15 protein-coding genes and 1 pseudogene are annotated in these 21,043 nt (G+C 65.7%); 12 read left to right on the plus strand and 4 right to left on the minus strand.

The annotated features are described in order from the left end of the window. The first annotated feature begins 86 nt into the window (after positions 1–86). Together VLU25_14735 and VLU25_14740 are read left to right on the plus strand one after the other, a co-directional pair. On the plus strand, positions 87–458 hold the full coding sequence (locus VLU25_14735; protein HSR69190.1) for a helix-turn-helix transcriptional regulator: 372 nt from the start codon (positions 87–89) through the stop codon (positions 456–458). 5 nt (positions 459–463) lie between these two features. Continuing rightward, positions 464–3,196: an ABC transporter permease gene (locus VLU25_14740; protein ID HSR69191.1), complete on the plus strand. Its 2,733-nt coding sequence runs from the start codon at positions 464–466 to the stop codon at positions 3,194–3,196. Between the two features lie 10 nt (positions 3,197–3,206). Here the strand turns inward: VLU25_14740 and VLU25_14745 are convergent. Next, positions 3,207–3,438, minus strand: a pseudogene (locus VLU25_14745) (DUF433 domain-containing protein). Between the two features lie 582 nt (positions 3,439–4,020). Continuing rightward, positions 4,021–6,201 (minus strand): winged helix-turn-helix domain-containing protein, encoded by a 2,181-nt coding sequence (locus VLU25_14750; protein ID HSR69192.1) that lies wholly within the window; start codon positions 6,199–6,201, stop codon positions 4,021–4,023. Positions 6,202–6,306: 105 nt separating this feature from the next. On the opposite strand from VLU25_14750, the gene VLU25_14755 reads away from it, so the two are divergent. The 4 genes from VLU25_14755 to VLU25_14770 all read left to right on the plus strand — a co-directional run bounded on the left by VLU25_14755 (position 6,307) and on the right by VLU25_14770 (position 10,764). Beyond that, entirely contained in the window at positions 6,307–8,427 is a 2,121-nt protein-coding gene (locus VLU25_14755) for an MBL fold metallo-hydrolase (GenBank protein ID HSR69193.1), read from the plus strand. A 52-nt stretch (positions 8,428–8,479) separates the two neighbouring features. Continuing rightward, positions 8,480–8,632, plus strand: a complete 153-nt coding sequence (locus VLU25_14760; GenBank protein ID HSR69194.1) for a hypothetical protein — start codon at positions 8,480–8,482, stop codon at positions 8,630–8,632. 39 nt (positions 8,633–8,671) lie between these two features. Further along, a complete protein-coding gene (locus VLU25_14765) occupies positions 8,672–9,364 on the plus strand; it encodes a TlpA disulfide reductase family protein (GenBank protein HSR69195.1) in 693 nt (230 codons plus the stop codon). Between the two features lie 122 nt (positions 9,365–9,486). After that, complete coding sequence (locus VLU25_14770; protein ID HSR69196.1) at positions 9,487–10,764, plus strand: cystathionine gamma-synthase family protein; 1,278 nt, start codon at positions 9,487–9,489, stop codon at positions 10,762–10,764. Here the strand turns inward: VLU25_14770 and VLU25_14775 are convergent. Together VLU25_14775 and VLU25_14780 are read right to left on the minus strand one after the other, a co-directional pair. Beyond that, positions 10,750–11,064, minus strand: coding sequence for an EscU/YscU/HrcU family type III secretion system export apparatus switch protein (locus tag VLU25_14775; protein HSR69197.1), 315 nt, complete (start codon positions 11,062–11,064; stop codon positions 10,750–10,752). The two genes, VLU25_14770 and VLU25_14775, sit on opposite strands and share 15 nt — an antisense overlap. 1 nt (position 11,065) lies before the next feature. Then, complete coding sequence (locus VLU25_14780) at positions 11,066–13,012, minus strand: hypothetical protein (protein HSR69198.1); 1,947 nt, start codon at positions 13,010–13,012, stop codon at positions 11,066–11,068. A gap of 85 nt (positions 13,013–13,097) precedes the next feature. Here VLU25_14780 and VLU25_14785 point away from each other — a divergent pair, with 85 nt between their 5' ends. The 6 genes from VLU25_14785 (at position 13,098) to VLU25_14810 (ending at position 21,028) form a co-directional block, all read left to right on the plus strand. After that, complete coding sequence (locus VLU25_14785; GenBank protein HSR69199.1) at positions 13,098–14,078, plus strand: NAD regulator; 981 nt, start codon at positions 13,098–13,100, stop codon at positions 14,076–14,078. A gap of 225 nt (positions 14,079–14,303) precedes the next feature. Continuing rightward, a complete protein-coding gene (gene nadA, locus VLU25_14790; protein ID HSR69200.1) occupies positions 14,304–15,350 on the plus strand; it encodes a quinolinate synthase NadA in 1,047 nt (348 codons plus the stop codon). Then, entirely contained in the window at positions 15,347–17,002 is a 1,656-nt protein-coding gene (locus tag VLU25_14795; GenBank protein ID HSR69201.1) for an L-aspartate oxidase, read from the plus strand. Before nadA ends, VLU25_14795 begins: the two co-directional genes overlap by 4 nt. 24 nt (positions 17,003–17,026) lie before the next feature. Continuing rightward, the gene (gene nadC / locus VLU25_14800; protein ID HSR69202.1) at positions 17,027–17,887 is read left to right on the plus strand and encodes a carboxylating nicotinate-nucleotide diphosphorylase; all 861 of its coding nucleotides are present in this window, start codon (positions 17,027–17,029) and stop codon (positions 17,885–17,887) included. An 88-nt stretch (positions 17,888–17,975) separates the two neighbouring features. Continuing rightward, on the plus strand, positions 17,976–18,356 hold the full coding sequence (locus VLU25_14805) for a PadR family transcriptional regulator (GenBank protein ID HSR69203.1): 381 nt from the start codon (positions 17,976–17,978) through the stop codon (positions 18,354–18,356). After that, positions 18,353–21,028 carry an ABC transporter permease gene (locus VLU25_14810; GenBank protein ID HSR69204.1) on the plus strand — a complete coding sequence of 892 codons (2,676 nt, stop codon included), beginning with the start codon at positions 18,353–18,355 and terminating at the stop codon, positions 21,026–21,028. The genes VLU25_14805 and VLU25_14810 overlap by 4 nt, the downstream gene beginning before the upstream one ends. Positions 21,029–21,043 lie beyond the last annotated feature (15 nt).

Raw genomic sequence — 21,043 nt, forward strand, 5'->3', positions numbered from 1 at the left:
CCGATGATCGGTTTTCGACAATGGCTGTTAACAAGCCTTCGGGTCATCCGTCAAGGAGAGACGGAGACTCGACCGGGAGAGTCAAAATGGCTTCATCGAGAGAAAAAGTCGCCAAGCATATTCCGCTGCCTCAATCCTCGCTCAACATCCTGCTGGCGCTGGCCGAAGAAGGCGAGTGCCACGGCTACGCCATCAAGCGCAGCGTGGAGAAACGCACCGATGGAGAAGTGCGCCTGGGTGCGGGGACGCTTTACGAAGCCTTGCAGCGTCTGCACAAGTACGAATTGATCTTCGAGTCCGATGAGCAGCCCGAGGACGAAATGGCCAGTTCGCGCTGGCGCTGCTACGGAATCAGCGAACTGGGGCGCCTGGTCCTGGAGGCCGAGCTGAAGCGGCTGGAGGACATCGTCCGCTACGCCCGCACCCGACGCATTCTGGCCCAACGCAAGCGGAGCTGAACCTGATGCCGCGATGGCTCGACAACCTGCTGCTGCACATGGCCCTGCTGGCCTATCCGCGCGATCTGCGGCGCCGTCACGGCGGCGAGATGCAGCGTTTCCTGCACCTGCAGCGGAGGGAAGAGCGCTACCGGCGACCCTGGGGGACGCTCACCTACTGGCGCGACGTCCTGGGAGACGCCTTGAAAGTCGGCATCCGGCGCCGCAGCGCCGTCATCTTGAAGCCTGTCACGCAATCCTTTCGCCGGGAGATCAACCGTTTTCGAGGAGGAACGATGCTTACACGCCTCTGGCAAGACCTCAAATTCGCAGCCCGGACCTTGGCCCGCAACCACACCTACGCCTTGGTCTGCATCCTCACTCTGGCTTTAGGGATCGGCGTCAACAGCGCCATCTTCAGCGCCGTCCACAGCATTCTCTTCAAGCCCTTGCCGGGAGAGGATCCGGATCGCCTGGTCATCATTTTCTCGCTCGACGACCACGCCAATTTCCCTCACGAGTTCAGCAATGCCGATCTGCGCGATTTCCGGGCTCAGAGCGAGTCCTTCCAATACCTGGCCGGACGGCGCATGGTCAGTTTGGGCATCGCTCCTCCCGGCCAAATGAGCCAGTACGTGGCCGGCGAGTTGGTGACCACCGACTTCTTCAAAGTAGTGGGGGTGGAGCCCCTGTTGGGGCGGGTCTTCACCGAGCAAGACATCGACCGGGGAAACCAGGTGGCTATCATCAGTCACGGGCTCTGGCAGAATCAGATGGGGGGAGACCCCGACGTATTGGGACGCGAGGTGATCCTCAACGGGGCCAGCCTGCAGGTTGTGGGAGTGATGCCGGAGGGATTTCTGGGGAGCCGTTTCCCCATACGCTTCGACGTGTGGCTGCCTCTTTCCATGCACGACGTGGCCAATCCGCGCCAAGCGGGATTCGACTGGCGCAACTCGCGCGGCCATTGGCTGGAAACGCTGGGGCGCCTCAAGCCGGGAGTGTCGTTGCGGGAGGCCCGCGCCGAGTTCGCCGGCATCATGCAGCGGTTGGCCGAGGAGTATCCCGATGCCAACCAAGGCGTGAGGGCCCTGCTGGTGAGCGAGCAAGGCTCGCGCATCAATCCGCAGCAGGCCGACAACGTCAACTTTTTCGCCTTGATGCTGCTGGGCCTGGTGGGATTCGTGCTGCTCATCGCCTGCGCCAACGTGGCCAACCTGATGCTTTCGCGGGGAGCGGCGCGGGGCCGCGAGTTGAGCGTCCGCATGGCCATGGGCGCCGGACGCAAGGGGCTGCTGCAACAACTGCTGACCGAGAGCCTGCTGGTGGCCTTCTTCGGGGGAGTGCTGGGTCTGGTGCTGGCTTACGCTTTCGCGGGACTGCTGCGCAACCTGCTGCCCAGCACCTTCGACTTCCCCTTGAAGATCGATATCCAGCTCGACTGGACCGTCATCGCTTTCACCGCCGCCATTTCTCTGGCCGCCGGACTGGTCTTCGGGATCGCTCCCGCGTTCAAGGCTTCGCGCACCGATCTGCAGTCGGTTTTGCGGGGCGGCGAACCGAGCGCCCTGGGGACGCGCCGCCTCACCCTGCCCCGGCTGCTGGTGATGGCTCAGGTCATGCTGTCGGTGGTGCTGCTGGTGGGCGCCGGGCTCTTCGTCCGCAGCCTTCAGGAGGTGCAGAAGTTCCGTACCGGAATCGAGTCGGACAACCTCATTTTCATGACCCTCGACCTCAGCTTGCTGGGCTATACGCCCGAGCAGGGACGGGCCTTCTACCAGCGCCTGCGCCAGGACCTCAAGGCCCTGCCCGGGGTCGAGTCGGTCAGCAGCTCCATGATCGTGCCCTTGTCGGGGGCCAACGCTTCCCGCTCGCTCTACCTTCCCGAGGGACGCCCCGACGGGTCGGAGGATCCTTACATCATCTCCAGCAACCTGGTAGGCCCCGACTTCTTCAAGACCCTGGGCACCCGCATCGTGGCGGGACGCGGATTCACCGAGCAGGACACCCAGGATGCACCCCTGGTGATGGTGGTCAACGAGACACTGGCCGGCCAGCTCTGGCCCGACCAGAACCCCATAGGCAAGCGCCTCTTCCTCAGCATGAGAATGGAGCGGCAGCCGGTGGAGGTCGTAGGGGTGGCCGAGGACGGCAGGTACCGCACCGTGGGGGAAAGCCCCATGCCCTTCTTCTTCCGTCCCCTGGCGCAGAGCTATGAGCCCCGCCGCACCTTCTGGGTGCGTACGCAAGGCGAACCGACCTCCCTGGCTGAAGCCTTGCGCTCGACGGTCCGCAGCCTGGAGCCCAACTTGCCGCTGGCCGGAATGCAGACCATCGAGCAGCATCGCGGCTTTTTCCTGCTGCTGCCCCGCCTGGGAGCGATCCTGCTCAGCGCCTTCGCCCTGCTGGCCCTTGTGCTGGCCTTGATCGGTGTTTATGGAGTGATCTCTTATGCCGTCTCGCGCCGCCACCGCGAAATCGGCCTGCGCATGGCCCTGGGAGCAGAGCGCAGCCAGGTCCTGAGGCTGGTCCTGCGTCAGGGACTGACCCTGGCCCTCACCGGATTGGTGCTGGGCATGTTCGCCGCCATGCTGGTGTCGCGGCTCTTTGCGGGCGCCCTCTACGGCGTGGAACCCCTCGATCCCATGACCTTCGCACTCACCCCGCTGCTGCTGCTGGCGGCAGCCGCCCTGGCCTGCTTCCTCCCCGCCGCCCGCGCCTCCCGCATCGACCCCATGGGCGTGCTGCGCTACGAGTGAAAGGGGAGCTTCAAGCGGTTTCTAAGCGCGGCAATTCCCGGTCACGAACAGCTTGCGCCGCGAAGTGCAAGGCTTCGGCAATGTCCTCTCGTTCAAGATCGGGAGTGGGACTCGAGGATTTGCGTCGTGGCCATCCCCTCAGCCACCATGGAAACTACAGTGGCCACGGGAATCCTCAGTCCCCGAATACAGGGAAACCCGCCCATTTGCGCCGGGTCGATCGTGATCCTCGAATAAGTCATAAAGGAAGGATAGCTGAAAACACGTGAGTTGAAGCAGCCCAAGTCAACAACGGGGCGGTGGAGAGGGAGGCCCGCGGGCCGCCGCGAGGGGCGGGAGTGCATGCACCCCGCAGCCCCGGCGACGGCCCGTCGTACAAGCAAGGCCACCCTAACACTATCGACTGACAAAGTAGATGACTTTAAACAAAAGTTGTTTCAGGCACCCTCAAGCCACTCGTGCAGTGCGTCAGAGGTTTTGAGCCACCCTGTGGCGTTATCCCACGCTTTCAGCGTTCGCACATTTGCCGTCTGAAACCCAGGGTGGCGCCGCCGTCTCGCTTGCGCTCGCCGGGGCTGACCCTGGGCTGGCGAATCGCTCGCCTTCAGCGAGCCCGGACTTGACTTTCAACACAGTCGCTGGGCTGGCGAATCGCTGGCCTTCAGCGAGCCCGGACTTGACTCCTAACACAGTCCCTTGGGCTGGCGAATCGCTCGCCTTCAGCGAGCCCGGACTTGACTTCTAACACAGTCGCTGGGCTGGCGAATCTGTCCCTTTCAGGGACAAAAAACGACGGCCTGGCTCAGAACTTATGACCGGCAGCACTAGGGAGCGGCGGGCAGGTCGGCCATGACCAGGTCGGATTCGCCTGCCGCCGGGCGGACGGCGTAGAGGGAGCGTCCGTCGGGAGCGAGGGCGATGCGTCCCCAGCGGCCGGCCGGGAAGGTTTGCAGCACCTCCTCCTGCCCGCTCTCAGGGTTGAGGCGGATGAGAAGCGTGGAGTCCTCCTGGCCGCGCAGGAAGCAGAGCCCCTGCGGGCAGGCCACCACCGATCCCTCCCCCCGCAACTCCGCCAGAGCTTCCACCAACGTCTCGCGTCCGCTGGTCAGGTGGAACCGGAAGAGGCCCGGCTGATCGTACTTGATCAGGTAGAGGTACTCGCCCCGTAAACCCGGAAAGCCGCTGTAGCCGCCCTGGGAAGTGACCTGCTGCAGCAAGGGCCCGGTCGAGGGGTCGTCCTGGGAGGCCAGAACCGTTGACGAAGAAGCTCGCTCCGCTTTGGGGTGCGGCGGCACACCCCGAGTCGGGAAAGGACTGCGCCAGATCTGCCATTGGCCTCCCCGGTTGGAACCGAAGTAGATCCAGCGTCCGTCAGTAGACCAGGCGGGTGAAAGCTCGCTGGACCGGGCTTGGGTCAGCCGCAGCAGGCGTCCGCTCTCGACTTCGGCCAGGTAGATGTCGGCATGGCCGTGAGGACGGGCGTCGAAGGCCACCCAGCGTCCGTCGGGCGAGATGCGGGGCGAGCCGGCGAAGGGCCCGCCGAAGGAGGTCAGGCGGCGGTCCTGACCGTCGCGCCGCATCCAGATCTCGTAGCTGCCGCTGCGGTCTGAGGCGTAGGCCAGCAGTCCCCCGGGGCCAGGGGCGGGCGCGATGTCGTCTCGGGTGGTCTCCACCACCCCCGTAACCGTCCCCTGCTCGAGGTCGAGACGGACGATGTCGGCCTGCTGGCGGCGGCTCTGCACCACGACGCGCCGTCCATCGGGCGACACGGTCGGGAAAGAGGGCCAGGGGATATCCAGCGGCATCCACTGCAGGAGCCGGGTCCGCAGATCGAGGCGCCACAGTCCGCCGCTGCCTCCCCGGTTGGATGCCATGAGCAGGGAGCGTCCATCGGGTGTGAATGCGTGTCCGTAAAGGGCCGCGGCATCGCCGGTCAGACGCTCAGCAGGACCGCCGTCCAGGGGAGCCAGGAAGACGTCCTGGGTCATCATGCTGACGCTGCGGGTGAAGGCGACGGATTGGCCGTCGGGCGAAAAGGAGGGGTCTTTGTCGCCCCAGTGCTGTCCTTGAGGGGGCGGCAGGAAGCGGCTCTCCCGGCCGTCGGAGGAAAGCAGCCGGATGGCGAAGGACTGACCCTGTCCGGGCCGGTCGGAAAAGGCCATCCAGCGGCCGTCAGGCGAGTAGGCCAGGTCGACGGCCTGGTTCATTCCGCAGTCCGACAGCTTGATGGGCACGCCGCCCAGGGAGGGGATCTCGTAGATGGAGCAGGTGTCGTCGGCAAAGCGCATGAAGGCGAGGCGGTCCCCATCCGGATGCCAGGCGGGGGCCACGTCATGTTCGGGACCGTCCGTCAACTGCAGCAGGCTCTCGGCATCGGCCATGCGGACGAAAAGGTTCCAGGAACCGCCTTCGTCCAGGGAGCGCTGGGCGAAGGCCACCTGATTGCCGTCGGGGGAAAAGGCCGGAAGCACTTCGCGTCCGGGCATGCTGGTGAGCGGGCGGGTGCGCAGCGGGATGGGATGAGGCGCCTGAGGACGCGGCGCCGCCCAATAGACGACAGCCATCGTTCCCACCACCAGCACCGCCAGGCCCAGGGGAACGAGCAGCAGCCAGCGCGCTCTCCAGGGGCCCTGAGCCTCGCGGGCGACCGCAGCAGACGGCGGTGCAGCCTCGTCGATTTCGCCAGGGAGGCGCACAGGAACCACCAGTCGGTAGCCCCGCTTGGGAATGGTTTCGATGAAGCGGGCTTGGGAGGCCGTCTCCCCGAGGGCCTTGCGCAGATCGGAAACAGCGCGCGTCAGCACCTCTTCGTTGACGGCCGTCTCCGGCCACACCTTGGCCAGAAGCTGCTGGCGGGTGAGCACCTGGCCGGGACGCGCAGCCAGGCATTGCAAGACCTGCATGGCCTTGGGCGTCACCCGCTCCATCCGGCCCGCGCAGTTGAGCCGGTGCAGCTCGGGCTCCACCCTGACATCGCCTACGAAAAAGTCTTTAGAAACGTCCACGCGTGATCGGATGCGGCTCCCTGGTACTCGAAAAATAGCACGGGGGGAGGAAAATTTCATCTTTTTCTCAGGATCTGCCGCCGTACTGCGGACAAACTGAAGTCCATGAAGAAGACCAGCGCCGCGGTGCTTGTGGCGATTCTCCTGGGTCCGCTCTGCCAGTTCGGCGTCCCAGCAGCAACTCTGTCGGCCCAGGACGACCCGGGGCCCGGCGGCCGCTTTGAAGCTGTCCAGGTCGCGCCCCAGGTCACCGTCTTCGTCCAGCAGGAGATCCTGCTCTATCCGGTGCAGGGCAACATCGTCCTTATCGAGCGCGGGCAGGACGCGCTGGTGGTGGACTCGGGACGCACCCCTTCCTGGGCCGCGGCCGTCATCGCCGAAATACGCCGCACCACCGACAAGCCCGTCCGCTACCTGGTCAACACCCACTGGCACGGAGACCATCACCACGGCAACTCCACCTTCCTGGACGCTTTTCCCGGCCTGACCCTGGTGGGACACGCCGAGACCAGCCGGGAAATCGCCAATCAGGGCAAGCGCAGCCTGGAGGGACAGATCCGCCTGATGGAGAACCCTCAGCCCTGGCTCGACGCCCTGCAGAAAAACGACGATGGACGCGGCAATCCTCTGCGCCCCGATCAACGGCACCGCATCCGCCAGATGACGGGAATGCCGGCCCAGTACCTGGAGGAACTGCGTCAGGTCGAACTGACTCCTCCCGCATTCACCTACCGCCAGGGCCTGGTGCTGGGAGAAGGCGAGGAGCGCGTCGAGATCTTTTCCAACGGCCCCGGCAATACGGCCGCCGATTCCATCCTCTACCTGCCGGGATCCAAGATCGTCATCACGGGCGACCTGCTGACGTCCACCGTCCCCTTCATGTCGGGCAGCCACCCGCGCGGTTGGCTGGCCCGCTTGCGTGAAATCGGCGAACTCGACTTCGAAGTCATCATTCCCGGGCACGGCCTTCCCCAGCGCGACCGCAGACTGCTCGACCTCCACATCGACCTGCTGGAGACCATCATCGAGCAGGCCGAAGCGGCGGTGGAGGCGGGAGAAACACTGGAGGCCTTCATGGAGGGCCTCGACCTAAGCCGGTTCCGCCAGGCCTACTGCGGGGAAGACGACTTCCTGATTCAGGAGTTCGACGCCAGGGTCACCTACGCGGCGGTGCCCTCAGCCTACCGCGAGACGCTGCGCGTCCGCCGCCGGCAGCAGGACAGCGAGTGGACCCTTCCCCTGGGCGAAGCTGTTCGAACCAAATCCGAGGAATTGCGGGCACAGGCTGCCTCTCTGGAAATCGCAGAGGGGGCCAAAGCGCTCAAGGAACGCGTCCTGGAAGACCTCGACAGAGTCGATTCGGAGCTTGACGCCGACCGCCATCTGCTGGCCCTGTACCGATTGGGTTCGGCCTGGGAAGGTCTCTTCAGCGCCGCCCAAGCCTACGGCCGGCAAGAGGACAAACCTGAGGACGCGGATGCTTTTCAGAGCCACTGGAGCGGCATCAAGGCAACCCTTGAAAGCAGACGCCAGGCGCTGCTCGACTCTCCTGCTCAAGAAAAGGACGAGACCCTGACGCCGCTGGCCGTGCGGGCCATGGCCGATATTTCGCTCATGCAGACCCTGCCCTATGTCAACGCCGCGGGACTCTACGCTCACAGCACTTCAGTGTCTTACGGCCTCTACGCCTTGGGCCAGGGCCAGTCCCACCTGCGCTGGGCCGAGTGGTGCCGCGGCCAGAAAGTCTCGCAGGGGCGTCCGCAGCCGGCCCTTCGCGAAACGGCGGCTGCTCTACTGGCCGACTTGGAGCAGCGCACCGGAGAGGCCTTCGAGGATCCTGAACTGGCCATAGAAATGCACTCCCGCTTCATCCAGCTCAACGCATCCCTGAAAAAAGCCCGCGAGGTATTGGCGGCCGAAGGCAAGACGGTTCAGCCCATTTCCGCCTTGCTTCCGCTGCTGGAGGCAGAGATGCACCTGCAGGAAATCCTCTCCCGGCAATCGCCTCTCGCCGCCGCCGGGCGTCATCGGCTGCAACTCGAGAACTGGCAGCGGCGCATCAAGGCCTCGCCCTTCGACCACTCCCTGGCGCTGCTCTTCCTGCAAAGGGCCGGTGAAGCGCTTGAGGCTGCTGAGGAGAACGAGGAGCCGGAAGAGGAACTGCGTTCGGCCGCGGCCATCCTGGAGGGTGTCTTGCCAGCCTACTTCACCTGGGTCAAGGAGTGAGCTGACAACCCGCAACGTGCTCAACGACCCAAGAAGACGAGGAAAAACCGACATGATGACTTGGATTCCGACCAGGCCTGCCAGACTGCGGATCGCCGTGACACTGCTGGCGGCAAGTCTATGCACACCGCTGTTCATGGGCACGGAGGCGATGGCGCAAGCCGATGAAGTGGTCGTGACGCTGGTGCGCTGGCCCTACACCTGAAACCTTTCCGATCCAGCAAGTTTGCTGATACGAGAAGTGGTGAAGGGATATGAAGGCCGGGTCGTCTACCGCGACGAGAACCTGGGCGAATCGGAACTGGCGGAGCGTTTCGGAGTGGGACGCTACCCGGCCGTCTGGGTCGACCAGGCCCTGGTGGCGACTCCACGCGACTTCTATCTCTGGGGGGAGGAGGGGGAGGGCCGCTATACGCCCTGGAAGAACGCCGAAAACCGGGCCAAGTTCAAGAACGACCTGAAGCGGATGATCGACATCCGGCTGCGGGGAGAAGAGCTGGAATCGCTTTCCGCCGACCCCCTGCTGGAGATCGCTTCCCTGCCCGACTTCGAGGTCGCCGACCTGGAGGGCAATCCGCTGCGCGACGACGACCTGCAGGGCAAGGTGGTGATCGTCGAATTCTGGGCCACCTGGTGTCCGCCCTGCATCCGCACGCTGCGGTGGCTGAAGGAGGCCCGGAAGGAGTGGGGGGACGAGGTGGCAATTGTGGCCTTGGCGGTGGAAAGCCCGGCTCAGGACGTGGCCGATTTTCCCCACAAAGTCGGACGCGTGGCCATGGCTACCCCCGAACTCATCCGCCTCTTCGGCGACGTCACCGCCGTCCCCACTCTCTTCGTCTTCGACCGGCAAGGCCGCACCGCCAAGGTCTTCTACGGAGCGCCCGAAGGATTGCACGAGCAAGTGGAGAGCCTGGTGCAGGAACTCAGCCGAGATTAGCGCAGCCTTGCCACCGCTCAACGGCATAAGCCTCCAACCGTCCTCCTCCGCAGGCGCTTTGTTGGCTCCTGCCGCGGACGTATACTCGCATTGAGAGCTAACGGCGCAAGGAGGAGGACGCCATGAGCAAGGACAAGCGACACGTCTCGATCGAAGGCCACGACCTGCGCCCCGAAAGCCTGATGATGAGCTACGGCTACAACCCGGCCCTGTCGGAAGGGGCCGTCAAGCCGCCGATTTTTCAGACCTCCACCTTCGTCTTCAAGAACGCCGAGGAGGGAAAGGCCTTCTTCGAGATCGCTTACGGACTGCGCGAGAGAGGCCCCAACGAGAGGCTGGGACTGATTTACAGCCGCCTCAACAATCCCGACCTGGAAGTGCTGGAGGACCGGCTCACGCTTTGGGACAAGGCCGAGGCCTGCGCCGTCTTCGGAAGCGGAATGGCGGCCTGCTCCACGGTGCTTTTCGAGTTCCTGCGTCCGGGCGACGTGGTGCTCTACAGCCAGCCCGTCTACGGGGGCACCGACTACCTGATCAAGCACATCCTGCCCCGTTACGGCATCGTTCCGGTGGGCTTCTACGCCAGCCATCCGACCGACGAAGTAGAGCAGGTGCTGGTCGATTCGGGCCAGGCCGACAAGCTCAAGCTGGTCTTCCTGGAAACGCCCGCCAATCCGTCCAACGCCATCGTCGACATCGAGAACTGCGCGCGTATCGCCAACAAGTATTCCAGCTCCCAAGACCCGGCCTACGTAGCGGTCGACAATACTTTCCTGGGTCCGCTCTGGCAACAGCCCCTGCGCCACGGAGCCGACCTGGTGCTCTATTCGGCCACCAAGTACATCGGCGGACACAGCGACTTGATCGGGGGCGTGTGCCTGGGCAGCAGGGCATTGATCGACCGCGTCAAGACCCTGCGCACCTTCGTGGGCAACATGCCCGACGCCTGGACCGGCTGGCTGCTGCTGCGCTCGCTGGAAACCCTCAAGCTGCGCATGACCTGCCAGATGAAGAATGCACGCTATGTGGCCGACTTCCTGGCCGACCATCCCCAGGTCGAGAGGGTTCATTACCTGGGTCACATCGATCTGGAGGACGCCCGCTACAAACTCTACAAAAAGCAGTGTCTGGCGCCCGGCGGAATGATCTCCTTCGAGATCGTGGGAGGACAGGAGGCGGCTTTCAGGTTCCTCAACTCGCTGCAGCTCTTCAAGCTGGCGGTCAGCCTGGGGGGGACCGAGTCGCTGGCCGAGCACCCCTCCACCATGACTCATGCCGACGTCAGCAAGGAAGACCAGGCCAAGATGGGCATCACCGAGGGCCTGATACGCCTCTCCATCGGGGTGGAACATCCCCAGGACCTGCTGGCCGATCTGGAACAGGCATTAGCTGCCGTCTAACGGATCGTCTTGCAGCGAAGCCCGGTAGAGGAAGGCCAGGATCTCGGCGACGGCGGCATAGATGGGGGCAGGAATCTCTTCGTTGAGGTCGAGGCGGGACAGCACCTGCACCAGGTCGCGGTCCTGGCGTACCGGCACGCCGCTTTCCCGGGCCATGCGGATGATCTTCTGGGCCAGCTTTCCGTGCCCCTTGGCCGTCATGCGGGGAGCCGGGTCGTCGTAGGGGCTGTAGCGCAAGGCGGCGGCGAATTCCCGTTCCCGGCGCGATCCCTGCTCCGTCCTGGTCTTCTTGTCGTTCATCTCAGGCCCTCACGTCGATGAGGCGCAGGGAGGGACCGGCCGGCTCTTCCTGGCTTAGGTTGTCGAGGCTGTTGGGGGATGAATCAGGGATCTCGCTGAGGACGTCGGCCTCCAGATGGACCTGCTCGAATCCGGCCTGCTTGAGGCGTTCGCCGAGTTGAGGGAGTCGCCGGCGCAGGACCTGCAACGGCTCTTCCCGCTCGATCAGCAGCCGGGCCCGCAGCGCTTGGCCCGCGCTGTAGGCGTCGACCCGGGTCTGCCCCAACCACTGCAGTTGCAGCAGGAAGACGATGTGGTAGCCGCGTCCCGAGCCGGAGGCCCCGTCCTGGGGAGCGTCGCGGTCGGAGCGCAGGGAAAGCTGCAGGTTGGTCAGCTCGCTTCCCAACAGCAGCGGCAGTTCGATCTGGACCCCCTGAGACTGGGACAGGGAGAGCAGATTGGCGGCCTGGGAGGATTCGATGTTGGCCAGGTGGCGAGCCACTCCGGCGGCCAGGCGGCTGAGAGATTCTTCAGCAGAGGCCTGTGTCTGGGCCTGAACCTCCAGGAGCAGGGCCTTGAGATCGCTCTGGGCCACCTGGCGCAGGCCGTCGGGACGCCCCGCCAAAACGGCCTGGGCCAGTCTGCTCTCGTATTGCAGTCCGCCCTCTTCGATCATGGCCGCCAAACGGCTGGGAGAAGGGGGGCGTCCGCTTCCCGCCAGTTCCAGCAGGCGCCCTTGCAGGCGCTCAACCGACTGTGGAAGCGAGGCCTGGGGCGGCAGGGCTTTCAATTCCGACGACAGACGGGCCCAGGACTCGCCCATGGGCATCTTCAAGGCCAGCCGCTGACGCAGGATGGCGGCGATGGCCGAGTGAAAATCGCTGACGCGGTCCACCACCCGCAGCAGGGTTTGGGAACCCGAGACCTCGACTTGCAGCAAAAGGTCCTCACCCGGCTGCGTCCCCGGCGGAACCTGGGCCAGGAAGCGTACCCCGTGAGCCTGGAGCAGATGGTTGCCCGGACCGGCCGCCCTGATGACGCGGGCGGTAACAAGCGCCCCCCTGGGAAGCCGGGGAAACTCGCCGGGCCGCAGCAACCCCTGAGTGGCGGCTTCCTGCAGCGCCTGGGCGGCTGCCGCCCGCAAGATCTGGTGGGCGGAATCGGTCCGCTGCGTTGCCACGGGGTCGGCGGATGACTCCCCGCTCCCGGGCGGAGCGCCGCTAAAAAGCGCCGTCCGCTGGCTTTGCTCCGGTCCGGCGGCGGACGCGGCCCCGAGCGGGGACGCCCGGCCCGAGCCGCCAGCCGGCGCCGCGGCCACTTGCAGCCGCAGCACGGGATATTCGGGTCCCGACACCACTTCGGCCCACAGGGTGCGACCGGCGGGCAAACCGCCCGATTCCAGCAGCAGCGGACGTCCTCTCAGCGCCAGCAGGGCATGGTCGGCGTCCGAGGCGATGATTCGAAGAGGTACGCTTTCACCCGACTTGAGCGGGAAGGGCCCGCGCTCCTGTACGCCGGCCAGCAGGGTGCGTCCTTGGGCGGAAAGGCTTTGAGAGATGAGTATGGTGCGGGCGGGCAGGCGGACGGACCCGCCCTCTCTCTCTTCAGAGACAGCAGGCGCCGCGGCGGCACCCGTCCTCTCAGCGGCCGTCTGAGAGGAGCGCCGCGACGTCCCGCCGCCGCCCCCGCCGGAAAGCACCTCGAGGAGCGGGGGATCGCCCGGACGGATCTCGACCTGCACCTGCTTGCCGGGACGTCCGCCCAGCGGACCGTCGAGTTCGATTCGAACTCCCTCCACCTCCAGCACGGCACGAGCCGAGGTGGCCCGGATCAGAGTGGCCGTACGGCGCCCTTGCAGAGAGGCAACATCCCCAGGACCGGAATCATCCAGCAAGCGAAAAGAGAATCGGCGCGGCTGGGCGCCCTCTGAAGAGGCGGCGTCGCCAAGCGCACTTCGGCCAATCTGCATCGTGTCCTGCTTATCGGCAGGCGCTCCCGCCTGCCTTAACCCGGCGGCGCTCTGCAAGGGCCCGCCCATGGTCTAAGATAGGAGCATGGCCGGACGCAAAACCTCCATCGTGGTGGGACTCAATGCCGCCATCGCGGCCGTCAGCGACGAAATGCCGCTGATTCTCACCACCCTGGCCCGCGACGACCAGGAAGCGCTGCCCTTCGGGCCTCTCGATCCCGAAGGCGACCGAACCCTGGAACTGGGGCTGCGGGGATGGGTGCGCGAGCAAACCGGCGTGGAACTGGGCTACGTGGAGCAGCTCTACACCTTCGGCGACCGCAACCGCGATCCGCGGGAAACGGCGGGCGGCCCGCGGGTCATCTCGGTGGCCTACCTGGCCCTGGTGCGGCAAAGCAAGCTCACCGCTCCCAAGGCCCAATGGCGCGACTGCTACGAGTTCTTCCCCTGGGAGGACATGCGCGAAGGGCGTCCGCGCCTGTTCGACCAGACCATCGGCCCCTGCCTGGAGGAATGGGCCGCCCAAGCCGACTCGCCAGCCAAACGCCGTCAACGCCGGGACCGCAGCGCCATCGCCTTCGGACTGAGGGGCTCGCCCTGGGACTCGGACCGGGTGCTGGACCGCTACGAACTGGTCTACGAAGCCGGACTGGTGGAAGAATCCGTGCGCGACGCCGCCGCCCGTGGACGCAGCCTCAAGCCGCTCCAGTGCATCCCCTCCGGGGAACCGCTGCTGGGGCGTCCGCTGGCCCTCGATCATCGGCGCATACTGGCCACCGCCCTGGGCCGTCTGCGGGGCAAGATCAAGTACCGCCCCGTGGTCTTCGAACTGCTGCCCGACACCTTCACCCTCTTCCAATTGCAGCGGGTGGTGGAGGCTCTCTCCGGCGTCCGCCTGCACAAACAGAACTTCCGCCGCCTGGTGGCCAAGGGCGGACTGGTGGAACGCACCGGGCAAATGGAGCCGCAAACCGGCGGACGTCCCGCCGAACTCTTCCGCTTCCGCCGCGAAGTGCTGCGCGAGCGTCCGGCGCCTGGGGTCGGCCTCCCGGGCCTGCGGGTGTGAGACGTTTTCGCGGGAGGCCGGCCCCAAGTTCCAATTCCCAATGGCCAACTCCCGAGCCGAGGCAAAGGATCGTCGAAACCCGACCTGCACCCGCCGCGTCACAAAGTTCTCAATATCCCTTGACAACGGGATATGCTCAGCTTTAGTATAAGTCCTGGCTCGACCGCGAGCCTTAATTTTTGACCCTACTTATGCTCAATTTGAGCATAATAGAGGAGTGCCAGCATGACGACTCAACAAAGTTCTTTTTCAGGTTCAGGCCCGGACCTGCGCTTCGACGATCAGGTGGCCGCCCGCACTGCGGCCATCTACGACAAAGTGCGCGGCGTCATTCCCGAGATGGAATGGCCCGTCCATGCTCCTTACGTGGACGAGATCAACCGTCTCAAGAAGGAGCGCAATGCCATCATCCTGGCCCACAACTACCAGACCCCCGAGATCTTCCACGGCGTCGCCGACCTGAGCGGCGATTCGCTGGCCCTGGCCAAGTTGGCGGCCGAGACCGAGGCCCAAGTGATCGTGCTCTGCGGGGTCCACTTCATGGCCGAGACGGCCAAGCTCCTCAATCCCGACAAGACGGTGCTGATCCCCGACCTGGAGGCGGGCTGCTCGCTGGCTTCGTCCATCACGGGCGAGGACGTCAGGCTGCTGCGCCAGCGTTATCCCGAAGCCCCCGTGGTCACCTATGTCAACACCTCGGCCGAGGTCAAGGCCGAGACCGACGTCTGCTGCACCTCGGCCAACGCCCTGCAGGTGGTGGAATCGCTCGACGCCGAGCGCATCATCTTCCTGCCCGACGAGTATCTGGGACGCCACATCGCCTCCCAGACCGACAAGACCATCATCAACTGGAAGGGCCGCTGCGAGGTCCACGAGCGCTTCACGGGAGAGGAGCTGCGGGCCTATCGCCAGGCTCACGGCCCGGATATCCGCGTGCTGGCGCATCCCGAGTGCCCTCCCGACGTGCTGGAAGAGGCCGACTTCATCGGATCCACTTCGGGACTCATCAATTACGTGGACGAGCACCGTCCCGCCCGCGTGGTGATGATCACCGAGTGCTCGATGAGCGACAACGTGTCGGTCAACTTTCCCGAGGTGGACTTCGTGCGTCCCTGCAACCTGTGTCCCCACATGAAGCGCATCACGCTGCCCAAGATCCTCGACTCGCTGCGCCACATGCGCTACGAGGTCACGGTTGAGGAAGAGGTGGCCAAGCGCGCCCGCCGGGCCGTTGAGCGCATGATGGAAGTGGGCCGGGGGAAGGGCCAATGAGTCCCGCCTTTGGCAAGAGCGGCGGGGCAGTCGACCAGGTGGTTTCAGCCTCGGCGCTGGTAATGGGGGCGGGCGTGGCCGGATTGTCGGCGGCGCTGGGACTGGCCGAGCGGCTTGCCGGGCAGGGCGCGGTGGCGGTGATCTCCAAGACGGCGCTGCAAAGCGGCTGCTCCAGCGTCTGGGCCCAGGGCGGCATCGCGGCCGCCGTCGGCCGGGACGATTCGCCCCGGCTGCACGCCCAGGACACGCTGGCGGTGGCGGGAGGCATTGGCGACGATGAGAGCGTCCGCCTGCTGGCAGAGGACGCCCCGCGTCAGATCGCCCGCCTCATCGGCCTGGGCACGCGTTTCGATCCGGCCCCCGACGGACGTCCCGCGCTGGGGCGCGAAGCCGCTCACCGGCGCAAGCGCATCCTCCACTCCTTCGGAGATGCGACCGGGGCCGAATTGACCCGGGCCCTGACCGAGGCCGCCCGCCGCAGTCCGGGGCTGGACCTGTACGAAAACGCCTTCGCCCAGGAACTGGTGGTGCGGGATGGGCGCGTGCAGGGCCTGCTGGTGCGCCTCGAGGACGGCTCACAGGCCCTTTTCACCGCCCCCGTCGTAGTCATGGCCAGCGGCGGGCTGGGACGCCTCTATCTGCACACCACCAACCCGCCTCAATCCACCGCCGACGGACTGGCCATGGCCTACCGCGCAGGGGTGCTGCTGGCCGATCTCGAGTTCGTGCAATTCCACCCCACGGCCCTGCACGGCGGCGGCGATCCCATGCCGCTCTTGACCGAGGCCCTGCGGGGAGAAGGCGCCGTCCTCATCGATGACGGCGGACACCGCTTCATGCCCGAAATCCATGAACTGGCCGAACTCGCTCCCCGCGACGTGGTGGCCCGCGCCATCTGGGAGCGGCGGCGGCAGGGACATGAGGTTTACCTGGACGCCCGCCAGGCGGTCGGAGACCGCTTCCCGCGGCGCTTCCCCACCGTCTTCGAGTCCTGCCGCAAGGCCGGAATCGACCCCCGCCGCCAACCCATTCCCGCCTCGCCGGCGGCTCACTACTACATCGGCGGCGCGGCTTCCGACACCCGCGGACGCACCTCCTTGCCGGGGCTGTGGGTGTGCGGCGAAGCATCGGCGACAGGCGTCCACGGCGCCAACCGGCTGGCCAGCAACTCGCTCATGGAAGGGCTGGTCTTCGGCGCCCGTGCGGCAGCCGACGCCTCGGACCGTTTCCATGAGCTTGAGGCGGCGCGTCCTCAGGTGCTGCGCCTGCTGCAGGACCTTGCGGCCCGGCGGCGTCCTGCCCGCAGCCTCGCGGAGGAGGAGGAGCCCATCCAGGCTCTGCGCGCGCTCATGTGGCGCCATGCGGGCCTGGTGCGCAGCCGCAGAGGTCTGAGGGCTGGACTGCAAAGCGTCGAGTCCTGGCAGCGCTCCCTTTCCAAGGCGGGAGCGGAAGCAAGCTGGGAATGGATTAACCTGCTGCAGGCCGCCCATCTCATCCTGCGGGCCGCCCTGCAGCGCACCGAGTCGCGCGGCGTCCACTTCCGCAGCGACTACCCCCAGCCCGACCCGGCTCAAGCCAGCCGACTTTACTTCGACAGCCGCAGCGGCCGATTCACAAACAGCCGCCGGCGGCGCCCGGCCCTTGAGCGATGAAGGCGCTAGTATCCTGAGACCGCAATGAACCCTATCCACTACCGCAACCTGGTGCGCCTTGCCCTGGAGGAAGACCTGGGACGCGCCGGAGACCTGACCACCGACAGCATCGTGCCGGCCGCCGCCCGCAGCCGGGCCGTCATCGCCGCCCGCCGCCCCGGCCGTGTGGCGGGAACCGATGTTGCGGCCGAGGCCTTTCGCCAGCTCGACCCGGAGGTGGAGATCGAGACGCTCATCGCCGACGGCGAGGACGTTCAGTCCGGTCAGGTCATCGCCCGCCTGAGAGGACCCTCGCGGGCACTGCTGAGCGGCGAGCGCACGGCACTCAACTTTATGGGTCATCTGTGCGGTATCGCCACGGTAACGCGGGAAATCGTGGAGGCGGTGGCCGGCTACGACAGCCGCATCGTGTGTACCCGAAAGACCACTCCCGGCCTGCGGGCGCTGGAGAAGTACGCGGTGCGCATGGGCGGCGGCTGCAATCACCGTTTCGGGCTCGACGACGCCGTGCTCATCAAGGACAACCACCTCAAGGTGGCCGGCTCCGTCAAAGAAGCCCTTTCCCGAGTCCGCCGCCGGGTGGGGCACATGGTCAAGGTCGAACTGGAAGTCGACACTCTGCAACAACTCGAGCAGGCCCTCAGTCTGGGGGAAGCCCCGGGCCTGAAGCGCCCAGCCTTGGACGCAGTCCTTCTCGACAACATGCCCTTGGATGAACTGCGGCGCGCCGTGCAGATGTGCCGCGGTCAGGTCATCAGCGAAGCCTCAGGCGGAATCACTCCCGAAACTGCCGCCCAGGTAGCCGCCTGCGGCCCCGACCTCATCTCCGTCGGCTGGATCACCCACTCCGCCCCGACCCTCGACTTGGGCCTCGATTTCGAATAACCGTCGGAAATCCGCCCCGTTTTGAAAGTCCTTGACATGGTATGCCGCCAACCTATATGCTTGCGGCATATAACCAAGGACGCGCCAAGTGAGCAAAGATCCCGCCAAAACAGACTCGGCGTCTGCCGAAATCACCCTCAGCCCCGTGGAATTCCAGATCCTGCTGGCGTTGGCTGAGACCGACTGCCACGGCTATGGAATCATGCAGCGGACCGAGCAGCGAACCCGAGGCTCGGTCAACTTGGAACCGGGTAACCTCTACCGGGCTCTGGCCCGGCTGCTCGAGCGAGGACTCGTCGAGCGCTGCGGACGCCAGCGGGCACCCGAATCGGGAATGCAGCGACGGCGCTACTACCGCATTACCGCCCGAGGACGCCAGGGGGCTGCCGCCCAGGCCGGCCGGATGGCGGAACTCGTGGAGGCCGCCCGCCGTGCGAAACTGGTTCCCGACCCCGAGGCTTCCTCATGAGAAGTCGGCCCCCCTCAGGCTTTCCCCTCTCCGAGCTGTGCTATCGCGTCCTGCTTTTCTGCACTTTTCCGCCGCACTTCCGCCGCCAGTTCGGTCAAGAAATGATGGAGATGTTCCGTGACCGCTGCCGGCGGGAGTATGGGCTGGCGGGCCCTGGCGGCCTCTGCAGGCTGTGGTTTCGCACCTTGACTGACCTGATCAGGCAGGGGACCGCCGAGAGGTTAAGGCCGCTCAAAGAGAAGCGCGCCCGATCTGCCAGACCCAAGGTCCCCCGGGCCGCGTCTCTCGGTTCCTGGCTCTACGATTGCCGGTCGGCGCTGCGCAGCCTGATGCGAAGCCGCCTCTTCACGCTGACCGCCGCGACTTCGCTGGCTCTGGGAATCGGGGCCAGTGCCGCCATCCTGAGCCTCGTCGAGGCCGTCCATTTTCGACCGCTTCCCTTCCCTGAGCCCGGCCGCCTCACCACCATATGGCGCGATGACCGGCCCCACGGGGTACGGGGCTGGTTCTCCTATCCTGACTATGTCGACTTGATCGAGCGCAACCGGAGCTTTTCGAAGGTTGCGGCCTTCGGCGGCGGAGTCCTGACGCTGATGAGCGAGAGAGGGCCCGTGCGGGTAAACGCGATGCTTACTTCTCAGCTCTTCCAAGTCCTGGCGGTTGAGTTGCAGCAGGGCCGGCCCTTCACTCCCCAGGAGCTGGACCGGGGCGATCGCGTCGCGATCGTTGGAGATCGACTCTGGAAGCAGCATCTGGGAGGTGACCCCTCGCTGGTCGGCTCCTCGATCAGGCTCAACGGCGAGAGCGTGACCGTGGTGGGAATCGCGCCATCCGGATTCGACTTCCCCAACCAGTCTCAACTCTGGGTCCCGCTGTCGCCATCGCAGGGTTACGGGAGGGGCTTTTATTGGTTGCGGGTGGTCGCAAGGCTCAAGGAGAACGTCTCGCTGGCGAGTGCCCAGCGGGACGTGGAGCAGATCATCGCCCGACTGGAGCAAGAATATCCCGGCCGCTACAAAGACAACGGAGCCGACCTGACGCCGCTGCACGACTACCTGGCTGAAGACATGGGCTCGGCCCTGTGGATTCTGCTCTGCGGGGCGGGTCTGGTCTTGCTGGTGGCCTGCGGCAATGTCGCCAACTTGTTGCTGGCCCGAAACGCTCGACGCCGCCACGACCTGGCGGTCCGCTCGGCCCTCGGTGCCGGCCGCCTCAGGATGGCAAGGCAGATGATTTTGGAAAGCTTGTTTCTGGGCGGCCTGGGCGCTTTGGGAGGGGCCGTCTTGGCGGTGGCGGGAATCCGCCTGTTGGCGCTGACCGCTCCGGCTGACTCTCCTCTCGGGCAGGAGGGGGTCAGCATTTCGCTGCTGGGCTTCGCCCTGGCCTTGGGACTGATCACAAGCCTTCTCTTCGGGCTGATGCCGTCCTTGTCGGCAACGCTCATCTGTCCGGGCAAGGGTCTTTCCTCCAACCGCACTTCTTGGAGCGGGCGCGACCGTACTCGAGTCCGATCGGCGCTCTTGATCTGCGAGGTGGCATTGGCCGTAGTGCTGCTGACCGGCACCGGGTTGCTGGTCAAGAGCATGTGGCGGCTGCTCTCCGTCGACAAGGGATTCCAGGCCGAGAACATCTTGACCGTAGAGATGCACCTGCCCCGCCATCGCTACAGGGAAGAAGAGCGAATCATCCAATTCGTCGAAGGATCGCGGCAAGCTGTCAGCGCCATTCCAGGAGTCCAGGCGGCCGGGCACGTCGAGTACCTGCCCTTCAGCAACCGTATGTGGGGAACCCGCCTTGCCGCTGAAGGACAGCCGGTCCAACCCCGCCCCGAGCGGATCATCGTCAACTACAACGCCGCCACCGCCGGCTATTTCGAGGCGTTGAGGGTTCCCCTGCTGCGGGGCCGCATGTTCGATGTCCGGGACACGGCTTCCAGTCAACCCGTGGTCCTGATCAATTCCACTCTGGCCGAGCAGCTTTGGCCGGGGAAAGACCCCGTCGGGGCACGCATCACCCCCGGGGAGCCCGAGGTGGGGAACTGGCTGCGGGTCGTGGGAGTGGTTGGCGACGTCCGCAATCGAGGACTTCCCAAGGCACCGCGCGGCGAAGTCTATCAGGTCATCGACCAGCTCCCCTCGCGTGAGGTGACCTTGGTCGTCCGCGCCCCGGCCGGGCAGGACGTAGCTCCCGCCCTGCGTTCGGTCTTGCAGAAACTGGAGCCGGAGCTGCCGGTCGAGATCCGTCCGCTGACAGGACTGGTGTCCCAATCGGTTTCAGGACGCCGCTTCACGCTCATCCTGCTGGGACTCTTCTCGAGCCTGGCGACCGGGCTGGCCTTAGTGGGGATTTACGGCGTGGTCGCCTACAACGTGACTCAGCGGACAGCCGAGATGGGCCTGCGCATGGCGCTTGGCGCCGACCGGTCAACCATCTTGCGCATGATCCTGGGCCAGGGCGGACGACTGGCGCTGGCGGGATTGGCAGCCGGCTTGGCCGCGGCATTCGCCTGCAGCCGCCTTCTGGCCGACCTGCTCTTCCAGGTTGAGCCATGGGACGGGGCGACCCTGCTCTCGGTTTCGCTCATCTGCCTGGGCAGCGCCCTGTTGGCCAGCGCCATCCCTGCCCTTCGGGCCTCGCGAATCGACCCCGCTCTCTCGCTGAGAAGCGAATGACGCCCACATCGGAAC

The organism is Acidobacteriota bacterium, assembly GCA_035471785.1.
GTDB lineage: Bacteria > Acidobacteriota > UBA6911 > RPQK01 > DATIPO01 > JANQFM01.